The organism is Erwinia psidii (assembly GCF_003846135.1).
In the GTDB taxonomy this organism is placed as follows: Bacteria; Pseudomonadota; Gammaproteobacteria; order Enterobacterales; family Enterobacteriaceae; genus Erwinia; species Erwinia psidii.
In genome coordinates this window covers 179,583-200,339 of the sequence record NZ_RHHM01000007.1, presented here as the reverse complement: position 1 = coordinate 200,339, position 20,757 = coordinate 179,583, and the positions used below count along the sequence as shown (strand labels likewise).

At 53.2% G+C, this 20,757-nt stretch carries 19 protein-coding genes and 1 pseudogene; 5 read left to right on the top strand and 15 right to left on the bottom strand.

Translation table 11 applies throughout. From position 1 onward, the window contains the following. Positions 1–205: 205 nt before the first annotated feature. The 7 genes from EB241_RS10790 to EB241_RS10760 all read right to left on the bottom strand — a co-directional run bounded on the left by EB241_RS10790 (position 206) and on the right by EB241_RS10760 (position 5,726). Positions 206–310 (bottom strand): protein YohO, encoded by a 105-nt coding sequence (locus EB241_RS10790; RefSeq protein WP_124233178.1) that lies wholly within the window; start codon positions 308–310, stop codon positions 206–208. A 302-nt stretch (positions 311–612) separates the two neighbouring features. Next, positions 613–1,845, bottom strand: a complete 1,233-nt coding sequence (locus EB241_RS10785) for an SAM-dependent methyltransferase (RefSeq protein WP_124233177.1) — start codon at positions 1,843–1,845, stop codon at positions 613–615. 3 nt (positions 1,846–1,848) lie between these two features. Beyond that, positions 1,849–2,562 (bottom strand): DUF1365 domain-containing protein, encoded by a 714-nt coding sequence (locus EB241_RS10780; protein WP_124233176.1) that lies wholly within the window; start codon positions 2,560–2,562, stop codon positions 1,849–1,851. Continuing rightward, positions 2,559–3,836 (bottom strand): NAD(P)/FAD-dependent oxidoreductase, encoded by a 1,278-nt coding sequence (locus tag EB241_RS10775; protein WP_124233175.1) that lies wholly within the window; start codon positions 3,834–3,836, stop codon positions 2,559–2,561. The genes EB241_RS10780 and EB241_RS10775 overlap by 4 nt, the downstream gene beginning before the upstream one ends. A 2-nt stretch (positions 3,837–3,838) precedes the next feature. Further along, the gene (locus tag EB241_RS10770) at positions 3,839–4,555 is read right to left on the bottom strand and encodes an SDR family NAD(P)-dependent oxidoreductase (protein WP_124233174.1); all 717 of its coding nucleotides are present in this window, start codon (positions 4,553–4,555) and stop codon (positions 3,839–3,841) included. Further along, complete coding sequence (locus EB241_RS10765) at positions 4,552–4,983, bottom strand: nuclear transport factor 2 family protein (RefSeq protein WP_124233173.1); 432 nt, start codon at positions 4,981–4,983, stop codon at positions 4,552–4,554. The genes EB241_RS10770 and EB241_RS10765 overlap by 4 nt, the downstream gene beginning before the upstream one ends. 8 nt (positions 4,984–4,991) lie before the next feature. Next, positions 4,992–5,726, bottom strand: a complete 735-nt coding sequence (locus EB241_RS10760) for a MerR family transcriptional regulator (protein ID WP_124233172.1) — start codon at positions 5,724–5,726, stop codon at positions 4,992–4,994. Positions 5,727–5,914: 188 nt separating this feature from the next. Here EB241_RS10760 and EB241_RS10755 point away from each other — a divergent pair, with 188 nt between their 5' ends. From EB241_RS10755 to ybiB, 4 genes are all read left to right on the top strand, one after another. After that, positions 5,915–6,442 (top strand): GNAT family N-acetyltransferase, encoded by a 528-nt coding sequence (locus EB241_RS10755; protein ID WP_124233171.1) that lies wholly within the window; start codon positions 5,915–5,917, stop codon positions 6,440–6,442. A gap of 423 nt (positions 6,443–6,865) precedes the next feature. Next, positions 6,866–7,441 carry an Ail/Lom family outer membrane beta-barrel protein gene (locus EB241_RS10750; protein ID WP_124233170.1) on the top strand — a complete coding sequence of 192 codons (576 nt, stop codon included), beginning with the start codon at positions 6,866–6,868 and terminating at the stop codon, positions 7,439–7,441. Between the two features lie 736 nt (positions 7,442–8,177). Then, positions 8,178–10,340 (top strand): ATP-dependent DNA helicase DinG, encoded by a 2,163-nt coding sequence (dinG, locus tag EB241_RS10745; protein ID WP_124233169.1) that lies wholly within the window; start codon positions 8,178–8,180, stop codon positions 10,338–10,340. Between the two features lie 32 nt (positions 10,341–10,372). Continuing rightward, a complete protein-coding gene (ybiB, locus tag EB241_RS10740; protein WP_124233168.1) occupies positions 10,373–11,341 on the top strand; it encodes a DNA-binding protein YbiB in 969 nt (322 codons plus the stop codon). Between the two features lie 31 nt (positions 11,342–11,372). On the opposite strand, the gene EB241_RS10735 is transcribed toward ybiB, so the two are convergent. The 4 genes and pseudogenes from EB241_RS10735 to EB241_RS21465 form a co-directional block, all read right to left on the bottom strand. Beyond that, on the bottom strand, positions 11,373–11,948 hold the full coding sequence (locus EB241_RS10735; RefSeq protein WP_124233167.1) for a flavin reductase family protein: 576 nt from the start codon (positions 11,946–11,948) through the stop codon (positions 11,373–11,375). Between the two features lie 73 nt (positions 11,949–12,021). After that, positions 12,022–13,179, bottom strand: coding sequence for a M20 aminoacylase family protein (locus EB241_RS10730; RefSeq protein ID WP_124233166.1), 1,158 nt, complete (start codon positions 13,177–13,179; stop codon positions 12,022–12,024). Between the two features lie 313 nt (positions 13,180–13,492). Then, positions 13,493–14,014 carry a 5' nucleotidase, NT5C type gene (locus EB241_RS10725; RefSeq protein ID WP_124233165.1) on the bottom strand — a complete coding sequence of 174 codons (522 nt, stop codon included), beginning with the start codon at positions 14,012–14,014 and terminating at the stop codon, positions 13,493–13,495. 227 nt (positions 14,015–14,241) lie between these two features. Next, positions 14,242–14,718, bottom strand: a pseudogene (locus EB241_RS21465) (flavin reductase family protein); the annotation flags it as partial. 120 nt (positions 14,719–14,838) lie between these two features. Between EB241_RS21465 and rlmF the strand changes: the two are divergent. After that, on the top strand, positions 14,839–15,771 hold the full coding sequence (gene rlmF / locus EB241_RS10715) for a 23S rRNA (adenine(1618)-N(6))-methyltransferase RlmF (protein ID WP_124233164.1): 933 nt from the start codon (positions 14,839–14,841) through the stop codon (positions 15,769–15,771). An 844-nt stretch (positions 15,772–16,615) separates the two neighbouring features. Here the strand turns inward: rlmF and glnQ are convergent. The 4 genes from glnQ to dps form a co-directional block, all read right to left on the bottom strand. Then, complete coding sequence (glnQ, locus tag EB241_RS10705; protein ID WP_124233163.1) at positions 16,616–17,338, bottom strand: glutamine ABC transporter ATP-binding protein GlnQ; 723 nt, start codon at positions 17,336–17,338, stop codon at positions 16,616–16,618. Further along, entirely contained in the window at positions 17,335–17,994 is a 660-nt protein-coding gene (gene glnP, locus EB241_RS10700) for a glutamine ABC transporter permease GlnP (protein ID WP_124233162.1), read from the bottom strand. The genes glnQ and glnP overlap by 4 nt, the downstream gene beginning before the upstream one ends. A gap of 76 nt (positions 17,995–18,070) precedes the next feature. Next, positions 18,071–18,817, bottom strand: coding sequence for a glutamine ABC transporter substrate-binding protein GlnH (glnH, locus tag EB241_RS10695; RefSeq protein WP_124233161.1), 747 nt, complete (start codon positions 18,815–18,817; stop codon positions 18,071–18,073). Between the two features lie 377 nt (positions 18,818–19,194). After that, positions 19,195–19,698, bottom strand: a complete 504-nt coding sequence (gene dps, locus EB241_RS10690; protein WP_034941403.1) for a DNA starvation/stationary phase protection protein Dps — start codon at positions 19,696–19,698, stop codon at positions 19,195–19,197. Between the last annotated feature and the right edge of the window lie 1,059 nt (positions 19,699–20,757).

The window sequence follows — 20,757 nt, the reverse complement described above, 5'->3', positions numbered from 1 at the left end:
GTGCCACCGTTGTTGGCAGAATAAGGACATCAATGCCTGTTGGTATCCGAAGGCTGCCTGCAACAGTGCGGCGTGGGTAAGGAGTGCTCTGGTGGCGGATGAACACGCAAGTGGTTGAGTCCATTCGCACGCTCAGCTCTGTCTCGCTTACCAGCGGGCCTTATGTGTCACCGTGTTGGCTCTGTCAGCGACCTTGCGTGGCGGTTTAAGAGCGGATCAGAATAGTGTAGCCGGTGAGCATTACCCCACCTATGCCGCCCAGTGCCATCATCAGGAAAAGAAAAGTCACCGCAATTTTTTGCCAGTTCATGTTGTTGCCCGTTCAGTCTTAAGCAGAAAGAGGGCGAATTATAGCCGTAATCCGTGCACGGGGTTAAGATTTATTGCCCTGGATCCTCCCCCGGTTAAAGAACAGTGTCATGCCGGCGCCGCATTTTTTCATCAGATAACATCAATTTGAGGCGACAGCCTGCTCTGTTTGGGGTCGACCATTGGAGGTCTGTTTATTCCCTGTTACTGGCGACCTTGACCCTTTTCAGGTGGGAGATAACCCCGCCGCCTCTTTCAACCCGATTGTCGGACAGGCTAACGCTGTCCGCTGGTTTCAGATGATTAATCCCCGGTTTTTTCAGCGATCAGCTGCACGGTGCCGATGGTTCTGGCGAGAAAGCCAGCCTCGCAGTAGCAGAGATAAAACAGCCACATCCGGCGGAAATGTTCGTCAAAACGTCCGTTTTGCAGATGCGGCCAGGCGGCCTCAAAACGGTTTCGCCATGCCTCCAGGGTGCGGGCATAATGCGGCCCGATTTCAAACAGATCGTTGAGCATAAACCGGTTAGCAGCCAGATTGTTTTTCAGCATACTGACCGCCGGAAGAAAACCGCCGGGAAAAATATAGCGTTGAATAAAATCGACGCTACGGGCGTAGCGGTCAAAGCGCGACTCGCTGATGGTTATCGCCTGCAAGGCCAACCGTCCGCCCGGTTTTAACAGCTGACGGCAGCGGGCAAAAAACAGCGGAATATAGTGTTGGCCCACCGCTTCAATCATCTCTACCGACACCAGTTTGTCATACTGTCCGCTGAGCTGACGGTAATCCTGTTTTAACACCGTTACCCGATCGCTCAGTCCGGCCATGGCAATCCGACGGCGGCTGTAGTCATACTGCTCCTGCGAAATGGTGGTGGTGGTAACGCGACAGCCGTATTCCCGTGCGGCAAACGCCGCCATTGCCCCCCAGCCAGTACCGATTTCCAGTAAATGGTCTTCCGGGGAGAGCATCAGGCTGTCGCACAACCGGCGCATCTTTGCCTGCTGCGCCTGTTCAAGCGACATGTCCTGCTGTGAGTACCAGCCGCTGGAATAGAGCATGTCACCGTCGAGAAAGGTATGGTAGAAATCATTACCCAGATCGTAATGTGCCGCGATATTACGCTGTGCCTGACGCACGCTGTTACGATGCAGCAGGTGTCGGAATTTATTCAGCAGGGCGGGCACTATGCTAAAGCGCGAGCCAAGTTTATCCAGCACCTTGCCGTTATTCGCCAGCGTCAGGATTACTGCGGTGAGGTCGGGGGTGTCCCACTCGCCCGCCATAAAGGTTTCCGCCGCGGCGATACTGCCGCCGGTGAGGATCCGGCGATACGCCCGCGAATGATGTACCCTGACTTCAGCCTGTAATGTTGCCAGCGGATCGCCAAAAAAACGCTTGCCCAGGTGGGGATCGTCAAGATGCAGACCCGCTCCCTGAATATGCTGTAACAGTGAAAAAATTAAGCGTCGTGAGCCAGACAATCTTTTACCCTTCCGCGGACGGGATGTGCAGGTCAGTTCAGGTTGATACATCCGTTATTTCTCCGATTCGGGATGGGGATACACCGGCGCGCCCTTGCGCCAAAGCTTCCATGCCTGCCAGTAGATAGCCAGCAAGGTGCGTAAGGTTGTCAGCGGAAAACGCCAGAGGTGATGGCGCAACGTTTTCCTGTTCAGCGGTTGGCGGCGAAGATGCAATGTGGCATCAAACACCTTGCCTGCCCGGTGGTTCTCAATGTGTACCGAAAGGGATTTACCCGGTGCTGACAGCCGCCAGTGATAAACCATATCCAGTGGGTTAAACGGTGAAACGTGAAAGGCTTTTTGGGTGGTTTCACTGCCGTCTGGCCTGACGGCATAGGTATGACGCCCGTTCCAGGGGGTGTTGCGGACTTCGGCCAGTAGCCAGCACAGGCGATCGTGTTCATCGTAGAGATAGTAAAAATTGACCGGGTTGAACGAGCAGCCAAAATAACGCAGCTGGGTTAATAGCATCACCCGACCGGTGAGGTGTTCGCCCGTCAGCGCGGCGATACGTGCCTGCGCGCGCTGTTTTATCTCGGTGCCGCCCAAATAGTCGGCGGCACAGAAGGAGGCAGCGGAAAATTTGCCTTCGTGGATGCCCACGTTTTTCAACAGAGGCAGTTCGTCGAGATCGATCATTAACATAAAAATACGGTAGCTGAACTGATGATCGACAGGCGTAAAGCGGCGGTGCCGAACATGGCCGCAATAAATGGCGCTGTTCACAGCAGACCCGCCCGCTCCATCCCTGCTACCACGTCCAGGGCACTGCGTATGCCATCCTCATGAAAACCGTTGTAGCACCAGGCGCCGCAGTACCAGCTACGGTTGACACCATTCAGTAACAGGCGTGTGCGCTGTGCGAGCAGACTTTGCAAACCAAACTGGGGATGATGAAAGACATAGCGTCCGAGAATTTTATCAGCGTCAATCAAGGGGGTGGCATTCAGCGTGACGCAGAAGGTTGTTGGCGCGTCAAGGCCCTGTAATCTGTTCATGTTGTAGGTTACTGTCGCGCCGGCATGACCGCACTCCGGCTGCGCGGTATCAAGATGGTAATTCCAGCTGGCCCAGGCGCGTGGATTTTCTGGCAGAAGGCGGGTGTCAGTGTGCAGCACAACCTCGCTGGCGCTCCAGAGAACCCCGGTCAGCATCTGCCGCTCTTCGTCGTTGGCATCGCTGAGTAACTCAAGAGTACGATCGCTGTGACAGGCAAAAATCACCTGATCGAAAGTGTCACTGCCCGCGGTGCTATGCAATGTCACGCCACTGGCATGGCGTTCAACCCGCAGAACCGGTGTGTTGAGGTTAACGGTTAGCCTGTCATCAATCCGCGCCATCAGCCTGCGGATATATTCACGGGAGCCGCCGGGGATCACATACCATTGCGGACGATGAGTTATATCCAGCAGGCCGTGGTGATCGAAAAAGCGTAAAAACAGCGTCAGCGGCATCTGACGGATCTCGCTGAGTGAGCATGACCAGATAGCCGCCCCCATTGGCAGAATGTAGTGATCGGTAAAAAAAGAATTAAAGCACTCTGTTTGCAGGAAGTTTTCCAGGGTGTGCTGATGTGCGTGGGGGCTTTCCGGCTGCTGTAGCCACTGCTTCGCGCGGCGATTAAAGCGCATGATATTGGCCAGAAATCGCCAGAAGTGCGGCCGCAACAGATTGCTGCGCTGGGCAAACAGACTGTTGAGCGAATGACCGTTGTATTCCAGACCACTCTCAACATTACGAACCGAAAAACTCATTTCGGTAGGCTGGCCTTCCAGCCCAAGCTCGGCCAACAGGGCGCGAAAATGTGGATAGGTGCGGTCATTAAAAACGATAAACCCGGTATCAATGGCGTAGCTATGGCCATCAACGTCGACATCCACCGTGGCAGTATGTCCTCCCAGTCTTGCATCTGCTTCAAACAGGTGAACATCTGCCCGCGAGGCCAGCTTCCATGCACAGCTTAACCCGGCAATACCGCTGCCGATAATAGCTATTTTCACTATTACCTCGCTATCTGCTGAGTGAGAAGACGCTGTAAGGCATAGGGCAGCCGCGAAGTAATACGCAAAATAATTGAAAAGAGACGCGGAAAGGCAAATTCGGCTTTGCCCTTAGCCAGCCCCCGACGAATGCAGCGCGACGCCTGCTCAACGCTCATTATCATCGGCATGGCAAAGTCATTGCGCCGGGTAAGCGGCGTATCCACAAAACCGGGGAGTACCAGGCTGACAGCAATTTGTTTTCGTTTCAGGTCCTGTGCCAGACTGCGGGCAAAATAAGCCAGCGCGGCCTTGGATGCGCCGTAGGCTTCGGCGCGGGGTAGGGGCACCAGACTGGCGCTGGAACCTACCAGCGCAACCCGGCTACCCGGTGAAAGCTGCGGTAGCAGCACATCAAGACAGTTGACCGGCCCGTTAAAATTGATGTTCATCACCCGATGCACTTTCTCTGCTTCCACTTCGCCATGATCAATGTATTCACAGGTCCCTGCACAGAGGATCACCAAATCGGCGCTTTTGCTGCTTAACGCCCTGCGAGTTTCTGTAAGGTCCGTAATGTCAAATTCACACACTCTGATGCTGCTGAATTTTTCAAGCAGGCTTTGTAACTTGCTACTGTCGCGGCCACAGGCGGTGACGTGCCAGCCCTCGCTGGCGTAGTCGAGGGCCAGCTGATGGCCGATCCCGGAGCTTGCACCGGTAATCAGAACTCTTTTCATGGTTGTAACCTCTTTTTAAGCTGTCTGACTACCGCGCCCAGCACCGGAATTTTTTCGTACAACATCGCGCCCATATCATAGTAATCCCGTTGAAAAATGATCCTGTCGTCGCGAAACAGCAGATGACTGCTGCCAGCCAGTTTCTGCTGTCGCCCACGTTGTAACGCAGGATGGGCATAAATCATTTGCCAGATAAGTAATGCGGTTCCGTTAAAAAGGTGACATTCGTCCACCTCAAACCGGCAGTAATGAAGGTTTTTCAACAGCGAAGTGAAATAAACTTCCACAACCCGCAGACTGTGGTGTTCAGCAACGGGGTCGGTAAGGCAGATATCCGGGTGATAAATTTCCGACAGCCGCGAGAGGTCAACAGTGTCCAGAGACTGATAGAATGCCACCAGTTTGTTTAATGTTGCCTGCTGCGTCATATTTCTCCTCAGGGAGTACCCTGAAATACCACCTGTAGCCCTTGTTCCTGCCACTGGCTGAGCTGTTCCTCCTGACGTCGCGTCGGCGGTTTTCCTGTAAAAATGAAAACATGCTGGCCCGGAAACAGTTCAGGTCGGGGAAGTTCCAGTGGTTCAGCCAGAACGTCCATTCGCCACCCCTGTTGGGAGAGACGCCATGCTTCAAGCCAGATCCGCGTCCTGTCTTCTGTACCCCAGCCAATAATCAGTGCATCCTGACCGGACTTTTTCCTGCTGCCGGTTAAACAAAAGGCGACATAATCAATTAAAGCACCATCAAACAAACTGCACATCATACGGGCAGTCTTTTGATCCAGCCCAAGGCGCTGTCTTACAGGAATAAAAACACGGTCAATAAGCAAATCTGCCGGTGTTTCACGGCCCAGTGACGCAATTTTGGCTCTCAGTTTGGCCGGTTTGACATGACGTAAAACGGTGATCATGTCATCCTGGATTTTTACCCATTCATCACTTCTGCTAATGCTTTCTCCCTCGATAAGGGCTTTTACTTTTCCAACGGGGACACCGCTTTCGATCCAGCGCTTAATGTCTTCAATGCGCTGAATATCCTCATCGTCAAATTGCCGGTGTCCACCCTCAGTGCGCTGAGGTTTTAGCAAGCCGTAGCGGCGCTGCCAGGCGCGAAGAGTAACCGGGTTGATGCCACAGCGTTCGGCAACATCGCCAATACTGTAAAGTGTCATGAAAATCCTCTGAACTCAGATTACTGTTTTAACCGTAGCCGACTCGATGAAAGTGTACAACTATTATTTTTGTGTACAGGTTATCAGCAGCAGAATTTCAGGATATAACTGGCATGCTGTGCTTTCACTCCGAGCCGTCAACCCCTCGTTTTCTTAACACAGGATACCATCTGCTATGAGGCTCAATAATGCGTGATCTTTCTTATCAACGTTTGGATACTGACCAGGCTCAAAACGAACTTCCGTCATTGCTCCATGTGCTCGGCGGCTGTGTTGAGGAAGGGGCCAGCGTGGGATTTATCAGCATGGATCCGCAACCTATGCGCCAGTTCTGGCTGGGTGCGATTGACAGTCTTGTCAGTGGAGAAAAACAGCTGCTGGTTGCCCGCCAGAACGGCACGGTAGTGGGCACGGTTATTGTGGCGCGGGTGATGACGCCCAATGGCCAGCACCGTGCTGAAATTTGTAAACTGCTGGTGCATCCTGATGCACGGCGGCAGGGGATCGCCAGAGAGCTGTTGAAGCGGGCTGAAGATCTGGCGAAAGCGGCGGGCGTAACGTTGCTGGTGCTTGATACGCGTAGTGGTGATGTGGCAGAACAGCTTTACCTGACTGAGGGCTGGCAGATGAGTGGCAGCATCCCCGCCTATGCGCTTTCCACTGAAGGCGCACTCGATGCCACCACGGTAATGTTCAAGCAATTAGCCCCGGTGTAACAGGGCTTAAGCCCTGTGTGCATTGTAAACCGCCTGTTCACGCCTTCATCCAAAGCAGTATCGCGGGACTGGGTTAGTGGGCTGTTGTCTGAAAAATGTGCAAAAACCATTGCGTGAATCGAATATATTCCCTAGAGTTCCCGCACCGCGGTCAGCGATGACCGTTTATTAAATAAGCGTTCCTGATCGTGCTTCACTTTGTATCTGGCCTTGCCACATAAGGCGTTGCTCATGACCGCCATGGAGTGCAGGCATACCAGGGCATGACATTCAGTTGATTAAATTGGTTGATTTATAATCAGTTTGTTCAGGTGTAGCGCTATTCGGGACAGTTATTTAACCTTGCTGGCAGCACAGTGCTGTATTGCCTCAGGTAAGGGGATGCAGCCCGGATGAATGGATTAAAGAATAAGGATATTGCACATGTTGAAGACGCTTTCAGGAGCCGTACTTTCTGCCACTCTGCTGGTGGGGGCTGCTCAGGCAGAAACGCATTCTCTTTCAGCTGGTTACGCTTATCAGGAAGTAAAGCATTTCAACCACTTCGCGGGTATTAATCTGAAATACCGCTACGAATTCAATGCCAGATATGGCCTGATTGGCTCATTCAGTTTTATCTCCGGTAGCGACCCTTACCAGGCCCTCAGCAGCACGGGCAATACGGTGAAAAACAATCTCCGGGTGAAAACCACCAGCATACTGGCCGGCCCCGCTTATCGGATAAACCGCCATGTCAGTATTTACGGGCTGGTTGGGGTAAATAATGCCCAGGTCAGCTACGCTCCATTGCGTGATGAATCGCTCAGGCGTCCCTATGCCGGTGACGATACTCTCTCCATGATGAAGCACAAAACCCGGTTTGCCTGGGGCGGTGGCCTGCAAATTAATCCGCTCGATTATCTGGTGCTGGATCTGGGCTATGAAGGAACACGTGGCAGCATTCACGGCAAACAATACACTATGAGCGGCTTCAATATCGGCATGGGCTACTCGTTTTGATCGGGGCCGCTGGCGGTACAGAATAACCGCCGGATCGGCATGCGTCATGTCGTGCCACACTGAATCGCTACACGGTTGATTGCGGTTTTCATCTGGCTGTCGCCCCATGGCGTCAATTGTCGTTCACGTCGTGCATTTCAGCAGGCACAGTTGCGTGGGGGTGCCGCTGAAATCGTATGACGGAGTTAACGTCAACTGAATCAGCCCCGACCAGATGCAGGTCACGGCAACCCTGTACGATTTGCAGTCCCTGAACCGGGGGGAGTATCGCCCGATCCCGGCGTCCAGACCGGACACCGTTGAGCGCATCAGAGAAACAGACCGGATGGCCCATTCGCTAACGCAGGTTAAACCATCAGGGGGGGCGCCACGGATACCAGCAATTTTTGCCGCAAGCAGATGAGAACCCTGCCCGGCGCTCAATATGACCTCTCACTGACGTAGCCCTGTGCCTGCCCGGCCGGTAAGAATCATGTGCCTGACAGCCACTAATCACCCGCCAGCCGTGTCCCAGGCGCCATTTTTTGCTGAACATCTCATCCTTGCGGTCGGGAAGGGCATCAATATGGACACTGTTTTCACTGATTTTTCGTTTTGGTCGCTACCGGTAAACGCCGATCGTTGCTTTGTGCAACCGGATCAAATTGCGCGCCGTGCCGTAAGATTAAGCGGAACAGGCTGACGCAGACAGAATACTGTGTAAAAATACAGGCCGTTTTAATCAAAAGTGGTTTTTATGGCGCTGAATACCGCGTTGAGAGCGCAAATAACAGGCTGGTACAAAGCCCTCCAACAGCAGATCCCGGATTTTATTCCCCGTGCGCCACAGCGGCAGATGATCGCCGAAGTGGCGAAGACGCTGGCAGGGGACGATGGCCGGCATCTGGCGATTGAAGCACCGACCGGCGTGGGCAAAACCCTCTCTTATCTGATCCCCGGCATTGCGATCAGCCGTGCACAGGAGAAGCCACTGGTGGTCAGCACTGCCAATGTGGCGTTACAGGACCAGATTTACAGTAAAGACCTGCCGCTGCTGAAGAAAATTATTCCCGATCTGCGCTTTACCGCTGCCTTTGGTCGTGGGCGCTATGTTTGTCCACGCAACCTCTCGGCGCTGGCAACCGATGAGGAAAAGCAGGGAGATTTACTGCTGTTTTATGACGATGCGATGACGGCCAGCAAGGATGAACGGGAGCGCTGTACCCGGCTGGAGAGCGATCTGAAACGCTACCAGTGGGACGGCCTGCGCGATCATTGTGAAGAGTCGATAGAGGACTCGCTCTGGCAGCGTCTCAGCACCGATAAGGCGAACTGTCTGGGCAGCAATTGTCACTGGTTCCGGGAATGCCCATTTTTTGTGGCGCGGCGTGAAATCGAGCACGCAGACGTGGTGGTAGCGAACCACGCGCTGGTGATGGCGGCGCTGGAAACGGAATCGGTGCTACCGCCGCCGAAAAACCTGTTGCTGGTGGTGGATGAAGGGCACCATCTGCCCGACGTGGCGCGGGATGCGCTGGAGATGAACGGTGATATCACCCCCGACTGGTGCGGTGTGCAGCTGGATCTGTTCTGTCGTCTGGTTGAACAGTGTATGGCCCAGTTCCGGCCCAAAAGGCCGCCGCCGTTGGCTCAGTCAGCGCGGCTGACAGCGCACTGCGAGGACGTGCGGGAGCAACTCCGGCAGCTGTCGCAGATCCTCACGCAGTGGCTGCCGTCTGGCAACGAGGAAGGGGAATACCGTTTTGAAATGGGGCGTTTGCCGGAAGAGGTTCAATTACTCTGTGCCAGATTGTTCAGACTCTGTGATGCCCTGCGCGGTCTGGCGGAAGCACTGGTCAACGATCTGAGCGACAAAACCGGGCAGTTCGACGTGGTACGTTTGCACCGCACCCTGTTGCAGATGAACCGTGCTTTGGGCTGGTTTGAGGCCAGCAGCAGGCTTTGGCGGCTGGCGGAGATGGAGCAGGCCTCCGGTGCGCCAGTCTCCAAGTGGGTCACACGGAATAGTCGTGAGGGAACGGCGCATCTGATGTTTCACTGTGCCGGCATTCGCGTCAGCGAACAGCTGGAAAAGCTGCTGTGGCGCAAAATCCCGCATGTGGTATTAACCTCAGCCACCCTGCGCTCTCTCAGAAGTTTTCAACGTTTACAGGAGATGTCCGGGTTAAGCGAAAAAGAGGGAGACCGCTTCGTGGCCCTGGATTCGCCGTTTAACCACCTGGCACAGGGCAAACTGATTATTCCACAGATGCGTCATGAGCCATCGCTGGCCAGTGAAAGTTCACATCTTGCTGAAATGGCGAATTTTTTTCGTCAGCAGATGAAAGCCAACATGCACAAGGGTATTCTGGTGCTGTTTGCCAGCGGGCGGGCGATGCAGCAGTTTATTGCTTATCTGCCCGATCAGCGGCTGATCATGCTGGTGCAGGGGGATAAACCCCGTCCGGCGCTGATTGCCCTGCACCGCAAAAAGGTTGAGCAGGGGAAAACCAGCGTTCTGGTTGGCCTGCAATCTTTTGCTGAAGGGCTGGATTTGAAAGGGGAGCTGCTGTCGCAGGTGCATATTCATAAAATAGCGTTTCCCCCGGTGGACAGCCCGGTTATTCTGACCGAAGGTGAGTGGCTGAAAAGCCTTAAGCGTTATCCGTTTGAGGTACAAAGTTTGCCGAGCGCTTCTTTCAATCTGATTCAGCAGGTCGGCAGGCTGATCCGTAGCCACGAATGTTTTGGCGAAATTGTGATTTATGACCGGCGCTTACTGAGTAAAAGCTACGGTGCACGGCTGCTTGAGGCACTGCCGGTGTTCCCGATTGAGCAACCGCCGCTGCCAGAGGGTGAACTGCCCACGGCCAGCGTTGCTGGCTCAGGGAAAAAAGCATCCCCCCGACGACGGCGCTGAACCCGTCACTCATTTTCTGACTGAGCAAGGCGATGGAATACAAAAAAATCATTAAAGAAGTCGGGCGCGGAAAAAATCACGCCCGCGATCTTGATTTCGATACCGCATACCGGCTCTATGCGCGCCTGTTGGACGGCGATGTCCCGGAGCTGGAGCTGGGCAGTATCCTGATTGCCCTGCGCATTAAAGGCGAGGGTGAAGAGGAGATGCCCGGATTCTACCGGGCAATGCAGGAGCGGGTGTTGAAGCTCATACCGCCAGCCGGTTTGCCGATGCCGGTGGTGATCCCCAGCTACAATGGGGCACGTAAACAGGGTAACCTGACGCCGTTGCTGGCGCTGTTGCTGTCTGCACTGGGTTTCCCGGTAGTGGTACATGGTGTCAGTGACGATCCAACGCGGGTAACCAGCGAAGCGATTTTTGCCGCGTTGGGTATTCAGGCCACCGATACACATCAGGCACAGGCCCGGCTCGATCTCGGCGAACCGGTGTTTATCCCGATTGGTTCTCTCTGTCCGCCGCTGGAGAAACAGCTGGCGCTGCGCTGGCGGATGGGGGTGCGCAACAGTGCTCACACGCTGGCGAAACTGCTCACGCCCTTTGCGGAAGATGCCGCGCTTCGTCTCTCCAGCGTATCGCACCCGGAGTACATTCCCCGCGTAGGGAAATTTTTCCAGACCATTGCGGGCCGTGCGCTTCTGCTCAATGGCACGGAAGGTGAGGTCTATGCCAGTCCGCAGCGTTGCCCTTCAGTCAGCCTGATCGCCGGTGCGCAACCCCAGCAGCTGCTGCCTCGCCAGCCGGAGTGCGCTTTTCCGCCGGGCGGGCTACCGGAAGGGAAAGATGCACAGACTACCGCGGCGTGGATTGTCCGCTGCATGCGGCGCGAAGTGGCCGTGCCTCAGTCGCTGCGCCTGCAAATTGCCTGCTGCTGTGTGGCAACCGGTCGGGCAGCAAGCGTGGCAGAGGGGGTGGACCTGTTGGAACAGCAGGGATACTGAGCGCCTGATACCTCGCTGTGGAGGGGTATCGCTATGGCGTCAGCACGTTCAGTGATTCACCGGTGGCATAAAATTGTCCTCCAGCCACATAGTGCAGGCTTCGTAGCGACGGATCTGCCTGTTCAAAATGCCAGTGCCCGTCGCTGAAAACCCGGGTGTCAGCCCAGGCGCTCACCACTTCACCAATAAAGAGGTCGTGTCTCTGCTGGTTATCAGGCTCCGCCAGCGTGCGGCAGGCCAGCCATGCTGTACAGCCACTGACAAAGGGCAGATCAAAGCCATCAAAACTGAACAGTTCCACGCCGCAGGCAGCCAGTTTGTCTGGCTCGTTGAACAGACTTCGGGTGCCAACCGCGTGGGTCAGCTCAATCTGTGCCACGCAGGGCACCTGAATAACAAAGCTTCCGTTGGCTTCAATCAGCTGACGGGTTTTCGCCATTTTATCGATAACCACGGTGAGTTTGGGCGGAGAGAAATCCAGCCCGCATGCCCAGGCTGCTGCCATTACGTCGTCGCAACCATTATCACGCGCTGAGAGTAAAATGGTCGGTCCGTGATTAATCAGACGGTACGCTTTTGCCAGTTCAACCGGGGCAATGGTGTTCATTGATTTATCCTCACGTCATTATCCTGCTGAGGTGTTATTCCGTGCTGTGGCAACGATTGATACGGCGTGGGCGTTATTTGACAGCGAGCAGGCGTTCTGCCAGCGATACCCAGAAGGCCACACCGTTCGCGATGATTTCATCATTGAAATCATAATGCGCGTTATGCAACGGGTTGGAAGGGGTAGTGCCATCGGCACCAATCCAGAAATAGGCGCCGGGACAGGCCTCCAGCATACAGGCAAAATCTTCTGAGGCCATTGAAGGTTTGACTTCCCGGTGTACCTGTTCGGCGGGCAACAGCGCGAGGGCACACTCCCGAACGTTCTCCGCCTCTGCGGCGTGATTGCAGGTGACCGGATAATCAGTCAGATAAGTGATGCTGCCGGTTACGCCCAACGGTGCGGTCAGCGTGGTGACAAACGCGTCGATCATCTTACGGACTTTCACCCGTACATCGCTCTGCAGGCAGCGCAGCGTGCCGTGCAATACCACCTTTTCCGGGATCACGTTGATGGCCTCACCGCCGTTGATTTGCGTAATGCTGACCACCGCCGAGGCAAGCGGCGACAGGCGTCGCGCCGGGATGGTTTGCAGCGCAAGGATCAGCTGTGCGGCCGCCACAATCGGGTCGGCTCCGTTTTCTGGCATCGCGGCGTGACAGCTTTTACCGCGTAAAGTGATGGAGAACGCATCCAGCGAAGCCATCATCGCGCCGCTGTTTACTGCCAGATGGCCCACCGGAAGTCCTGGCCAGTTGTGCATGCCATAAATAGCATCCATTGGGAAACGTTCGAACAGGCCGTCGGCCACCATTTTGCGTGCGCCGCCCAGGTTTTCTTCCGCAGGCTGAAAAATAAAATGCAAGGTGCCGTTGAAATGACGGGTGGCGCTGAGATGGCAGGCTGCTGCCAGCAACATCGCAGTGTGGCCGTCGTGACCGCAGGCATGCATGACCCCCGGCCGGGTTGAACGCCACGGCGCATCACCCAGCTCAGTCAGCGGTAACGCGTCCATATCGGCACGAAAACCGATGGTCGGTCCCGCACCGTTAACCAGCGTGCCCACCACGCCGGTGCCCGCCAGTCCGGTGTGGACCTGTAGCCCGAATGTCCGCAGCAGATCCGCCACCCGGCATGAGGTGGAATGTTCCTGATAGCCCAGTTCAGGTTGCGCATGAAACGCCCGGCGCCAGCCGATAGCTTCTTCAATCAGCGAAACGGGAATAGTCATCTTCTCTCCTCTTCGGACGGCTGTTCAGGAAAACAGGTGTCTTAAAATAACATAAAAAGGAAGAGGGAATACGCCAACCGCTTTACCGGACGGTATCAGCAGCGTCTCTTTCGCTGGCCGTACTGGCAAAGAGCACGGGAGCTGCGACGGTATTTGACCCGACACCGCTGAAGGTCGGTTCCTGCAAACGCCCGCGATATGCAGATTGCGACCGTGCCTGATGGTGCAAAAGACGGCATTCTTTATGTCGGTCCTGCCAGCCGCCGGAGAGAGGGAAGGGACGCCGCGACGTTGTTTTGCCAACGAAGCCTGCTCAGAGCAGCAGGCCGGCGACCTCCTGCCAGTTTTCCACCCGCCGGTAACCGGTTACCTGCTGGTTGTGGGGGGCAGAAAAAAGAATACCTTCGCCACAAAAATCTTTAAAATTTATCGCGTTATCATCGATCATATAGTCAGCATTGATAATGCTTTTATTACCGCAAAACACGATGTTGGCGGGTTCGATCGCCGGGAAATGCTGTTTTAACCACTGAAATTTAGCATTGAAGGCGCTGGGAACCTCCATTGCCGCCGTGGTAATAAATATCTCATAGCGTTGGCTTAAGGCGGTGATAACTGCCTGGCTGTCGCTAATAACGTCAAGATCGGCAAAAAAGTCCGGGTCGTGGAGCAGCGTCATGATCCGTTGTGTCATCTCCGGTTTTTCTTGCCGCAGACTGAACAGGTTCAGATCCTGATCGCTGAATGTGGCGTTGAAGTGCTGGTTAACCGTTCTGACCATTTTGGGATGAAAGTCTGCAATAACTTCATCCATGTCGATGGCTATCCTTTTCATTAATCTCTCCATGACTGACGTAAAAGAGTCGGCATCATAACAGATAATGGCGGCCATCCTGACAGATCCCGCCGGGAAACGTAGAAAGCGTCAGCAAATCCTGGCGGGGATCCCATGGTGCTGCGATACGGACATGCAGAAATAATAACCCGCGTGTTTTTGTCCATCATTCGGTGCTGTCTGCTGATGCGGTTATACCGTCTGGTATTTTGTCAGTAGCAATGGCAAACCTCTCCAGGGACCAGCCACTGATCCAGCAGGGCTCCCGCCACCTCCTGTAGCTGGATCAGTTGGCTCAGCCGACACTCAACCTTTATCGGGTTTTCTGCCACCATACTGACGTTAATCTGACTGGCGGGCATGGCGGTAACCCCCGTCAGTTCAGATTAATCTACATCGTGCGGTACTGAGGCGGCGCTTTCATTCATCGCTAAGGCCAGATCCCGCGTCGCCAGATTCCAGACAAATTCGCCGGTCTGGGCAATATAGGCCACGCTGTGCTTCCATCCCTGGCGGGAAAAACCGATGATTGGGGATGATAATTAAAACAGTTAAAGAAACTCCAGGGGGGCCAGGTTACGATCGCCCCGATCGTTTTGTGAGCTGATCCAGCCAATTGGCCGCAGACCAATGATAGCATTCAGCGGATCGTGGGGCAGACCGTGACCGGGCCGGGTCTGATAAAAATAATGGGATGGTGTCATGCCTGCACCTCAGTGGGGTCGCTCAACCCGGCGTTAAATGTCAGAAAGAGGAAAACAACAGTGGTTTACGATTGATGGTACAGCAGGTATCTTACGCGCCTTCAGACAAGAGAGCCTTCCATGAAAAACACCGCCGAAAAAAACCAGCTGCATCCCCGCAATCGCCATCGTGGCCGCTATGATTTCGCTGCGCTTATCGCCAGTCATCCTCCGCTGGCAGCGTTCGTGGCAGTTAACCCGTATGGCGATGAGTCCGTTGACTTTGCCAATCCGGCGGCGGTACGGGCGCTCAATCAGGCACTGCTTCGTCACTTCTACCAGATTGTGCACTGGTCTGTTCCCGATGGATTCCTCTGTCCTCCCGTGCCGGGGCGGGCTGATTATCTTCACCATCTGGCGGATTTGCTGGCTGAAGATAACGACTCAGTGCCGCCACGCAATATCAGTGTGCTTGATATCGGCTGTGGTGCTAACTGTATTTATCCGCTGATAGGCCAGCATGAGTATGGCTGGCGTTTTACCGGTAGCGAAGTTAACGAAGTGGCCATGCATTCAGCCACCGCCATTGTTGCAGCTAATCCGGGGCTGAACCGCCTCGTGCGTCTGCGTCGACAAAAAGATCCGCAGGCAATATTCAGCGGTATCATCCACAAAAACGAGCATTATCATGCGGCGATCTGTAACCCGCCGTTTCACGCGTCTGCCAGCGAGGCAGAGCAGGGCAGTCAGCGTAAAGTGCGTAATCTTGGGCTGAACAGCCATGCCCCACTCAACTTTGGTGGCCAGCAGTCTGAACTTTGGTGCGACGGTGGTGAGAAAGCTTTTATCACCCGGATGATTACCGAGAGCGTGCGCTTTGCCCGTCAGTGCATCTGGTTTACCTCGTTGGTCTCGCGGAAAGAAAACCTGCCGGAGCTTTGGCGAATGCTGGAACAGGCCGGGGCTACCGCGGTACGCACTGTCGATATGGCCCAGGGCCAGAAGCAGAGCCGTTTTATCGCCTGGACCTTTCAGGAAAAACCGCAGCGTGAGCGACGGATGTCCCATATTTAACCTGGTGCGGACAATGCGCCGGGCGCCCCGTCAGCTTCCCTGCCGGTTTGCCTCACCTGCACGGTCTGATGCCGGGCTTTGATCCCGGCGGCGTCAGAATGTCGCTTCACCATCTTGTCCAGCGCAAAACCTTTCGCCTACTCTTTAGCGGTGGCGTGATGCAGAGGGCGCGCACGGTAAAGTCCGGGCTGGTCAGCCCGACCAGCCCGGCAAATGACGGTTTACCGATACCATCCCGTGAATGTTCTTATCCTGCATCAGTTCACCATCTACCACCTGGAGCCTGGCGTTAACCCGGCGACCGATATCTGACCGGTAAACAGAACTGGTGGAATCAGCACCAGAACGACGCGAAAGCGGTGATAGCGCCTGGCAAGTTAGCCAATGGAAAATGTCAGCTAATGTCGGTGACCCTCTACGGCACGGTTTTATCTTCTGCGGGGTCGGAAAGGAGTCTGGCCAGTCAGCAGCGTTGTGCACGGGGCAGTTAACTGCGGGCATAATCTGTCGTCCTGCAAAAGATCGCTGAGGGCGGGCCTGGCAGCGGTCTTCTCTGTCTCCGTCGGTTCATTTTTTATGCGGTGTGCTGGTGGGGCTATGGCTGATGCAGAAGTGAATATCGGCAGTTTTATCGCTGCGGTAAAAGGTCAATGACATGCCATCAGCGTGGGGGATTATTTTCTGACTGACTGACTGACTGACTGACTGACTGACTGACTGACTGACTGACTGACTGACTGACTGACTGACTGACTGACTGACTGACTGACTGACTGACTGACTGACGGCGACAACGCCAGCCGCCGAACAAGCCTGACCGGAGGATCCCGGACAGGCCGTTTATTTAAGAAACATGCTGCAAAAATTCCCGCAGACGATCGCTCGGAGGGTCATCAATCAGCCGATCCGGGTGACCGTCTTCAGCAATACGCCCTTTGTCGATAAAGATCAGTCGTGAGGCCACTTTCTTTGCAAAGCCAACTTCATGGGTCACGATCACCATCGTCATGCCTTCTTCCGCCAGATCCTGCATTACTTTCAGCACCTCATGACGCAGTTCCGGGTCGAGGGCTGACGTTGGCTCGTCAAATAACATCATCCTGGGTTTCACCGCCAGCGCTCTGGCTATTGCCACGCGCTGTTGCTGTCCTCCCGATAATTCAGAAGGAAAATGATGAGCGCGTTCAGCCAGACCGACTTTGCCCAGCAGTTCTTTTGCCAGCCGTTGCGCATCCTCTTTCTTTGCACCACGGACCCGGATCGGACCGAATGCCACGTTGTCCAGCGCGGTCATCTGTGGAAAAAGATGAAACTGTTGGAACACCATCCCTGCTTCCTGGCGAATAAGGCGCTCATCAACCTTTGGATCGTTGACCCTCAGACCATCCACAATCAGCTCGCCGCTGGAGATCTCTTCGAGTTTGTTAATGCAACGTAAAAGGGTGGATTTGCCGGAGCCTGAAGGGCCGATAATGACCACGACTTCACCTTCGTTGATAGTCAGATCGATATTATGTAATACCTGGGTCGGGCCAAAATGCTTACTAACATTTTTAAATTCAATCACAGGATTTTCATCCTTCTTTCAATGCGGCGCAGAATAAAGCTCAGTACCAGCGTGATAATCAGATAGATAACGGCCACGGCGCTCCATATTTCCAGCGCACGGAAGTTACCGGCAATAATTTCCTGGCCCTGGCGGGTCAGTTCGGCCACGCCGATCACAATAAACAGCGATGTGTCTTTAATACTGACGATCCACTGATTACCCAATGGGGGCAGCATACGGCGAAGGGCCAGAGGCATGATCACATAGCGCAGGGTTTCACCGCGGGACAGTCCCAGAGCAAGACCCGCCTCACGGAACCCCTTGTTGATTGACAGAACGGCCCCGCGGGTGATTTCCGCAATATAAGCGCCGGAATTGATCATAATGGTGACCACTGCGGCACTGAAAGGATCTATCCTGAGGCTGTTGAAGGCCATGGGCAGAGCGAAGTAGATAAACATCACCTGCACAACAATAGGGGTTCCCCGGATCAGTTCGATAAACACCAGGGCGATATTGCGGGAAAGCCAGCCGCCATAGGCGCGGGCAAAGCCCGCCAGCAGGCCAATGAGCAGGCCGCCAATCAGGCCCAGCACTGAAATCCACAGCGTCAGCCTTGCACCTTCGAGCAGGGCTGGAATTGAAGGCCAGATAGCGCTCCAGTCAAACTGCATTATTGTTTCTCCGGTTCAAAAATATTTAAGGCATCGACAAAAGCGGGCGCAAAGCCTGCGAAGTCAACACAAAAGATTATTCAGGTTCAGCGCCAAACCATTTTTTATACAGTGCGTTATAGGTGCCGTTTTCATGCAGTTTTTTCAGGGCGCCGTTCACTTTTTCCCGCAGGTCATCGCTGCCTTTCGGGAAGGCGATACCGTAGTACTGGGCTTCCAGTGATTTACCTACTGCTTTGAACTGGCCTTTGCCAGCTGTCTGAATAAAATAAAGAATATTTGGCGTATCGTGCAGCACGGCATCTGCACGGCCGGTACCCAGTTCCATATAAGCATTATCGATATTTGGGAACTGACGCAAACTTTTCGTCTTAATGTGCTGTTTTGCATAGTCAACGGAACCGGTGCCACTCTTCACCGCCACCACTTTATCATTCAGATCATCAATGCTTTTAATTCTATCGTTATTGGCTTTAACCATCACCTGCAGGCCACTTTTGTAATAGCCATCAGAGAAGTCAATGGCGTTTTTACGCTCGTCGGTAATAGTAATACCTGCCATTGCCACGTCGATATTACGGGTTTGCAGGGCCGGAATAATACCGCTGAAATCCATTGGTTTGAGGGTGTAATCGATATTCAGCTCCCGGGCGATTGCATCCCACAGATCGACATCAAAACCAATATATTTACCATCCTGCTTAAATTCAAAAGGGACAAAAGCGGTATCTGTTGCAACAACGAGTTTTTTTTCTGCGGCAGAGGAAGAGAGGGCAAACGCCAGCGTCAGCGCTGCAAGAGAGCATTTCACAATCGAATTCATTATTTTATCCTTATATATCAAGCAGGAATGGCACCCAATTGAATGTCATTGTCCATATGAAAAAATTATGCCATTGCTTCGGAATATATTTAAAATCGCACTTTAAGTCAATTTTCCTCTGAAATAGGCTGGCGAAGGAAGTGTTTTGTACCGTAAGAGACGCCTGCGTGGATTTCACTACGGTGCAAATGCGTCGTAGCCAGGAACAAAATAAAGAGATATTTTTTGCCCAGGGCTGGGCAGGGTTGAATAGATAAAGGCGGCTTTGGGTATAAAAAACGGCAATGGTGAGACAATAAATCCTCGACGACAGAGAATATTTATCCTCTGCCGTCGAAAATTTGATGACAGGCCACTGTGGGGGGCCTGTCGGGGCATTATTCAATATTGGATTCGATAAACCACAGGAATTTATCCAGATCCCGTGATGCGGCGGTAAAGATATCTGCCGTATCTTCGTCTTCCACTTCACCGATCGCTTTACGGGTGTCATTGGCGACCACGGCATAACGTTCCGCCAGAGCCTTAAGATGATCCTGCACGGTGTGAATATTAAGTGGATAGCTTTTCAGTGGCGTTCTGTCATTAACGACCTGAGTGGTACCCAGCGCAACACCGCCCAGCTGCACCACGCGTTCAGCGATGGTGTCCTGGTGGTCAGTGATGGCGGTGCGAAAGCCATCCAGCATTTCATGGACACCGATGAAGTTTGCGCCGCGCATATTCCAGTGCGCCTGCTTAGTAATCAGGGATAAGTCGATAAATTCCGTAACCAGACGGTTGAGCACCTCAATGGTGGCTCTTTTCTCATCGTCAGCCACGTTGTTACGGGTGTAAATCAAATCAGAAGATTTCGTTTTAACCAGTTTAGCGGTACTCATGGTTTTGTCCTCATAATAAACGTTGTCCTGAAAAGAGAAATTAAGTATAGCACTGGTTTTTAATTCTGCTGTAAAGTTACTGCCTATTGGTCGAATAGCATTTCTCTTTGAATTTTCTGTAAAAAAACTCTGACTTATTGAGCAATGTAAATAATAATGATAAGAATTATCACTTAATTTTTCCCGGCATTTGACTGATTTGTGGTGTTATCGGGCGGTTGCTTAAAAATATTTTTCCTTCCAGTTAATAACTATATGATGATAAAACGATAAAAATGACGTCAGCAGTGTGATTAATTAACGAAACTGAGCGGAACGGTTACATGTGCTGGGTCATATCACTTTGTTTATGTCCCGCTGCCAGCTGAGAATCGACACCATGCGACTGGCTGCGGTGATGAGGGCATGGCAACCAAAGCCTGTCCCATTCGTTATGCTGCTTCGCAGAAAATACCATGATAAATAATTGTAAAATTGCCCTTATAAGTGTTTGCTGCCTCGTTGGCACTATTCCAGAACGGGCACCGGCAGGTAACTGACACAGTTACGCATAATTACTGTGATATCAATACCGCGTTTAATTTAATTGCCGGGAGAATAGCCTGCAGGAAAGCGGTGAACCCTGATGTTGTGAGAAAATCACCATAAAACGGTCTTGTTTCATTAATATTTTTCTATTTTTTACCCGCTGATTCACAGATAATACAGTGCCTGTTGGGGGGTATTTCAGAGGCGTATTCCGTCAAAGCAAAAAATCATATCCTGATAATACGCATTTAACTTTCGTTGAATATTTTTTTTGCGGTTTATCAGCTGGCTGATAATAATTTATTATTCAGACTATGTAACAAGATACCGTTAATCAGACCGGTCACAAGGGTAATGGTAATCCGAATTGCCATGGATTTAATTTTAAAAAAGTATCCACCGACGCAGTGCCTGTCTGACTGGCAGCACGGTCGCGGCCGTTGTCATTTCATACCGCGTTACAGGGATTAAAAACAGAAATAAACCGGCGGCATGAGCTGAAAGTGTTGTTATTCTGTTCATGTGACACAG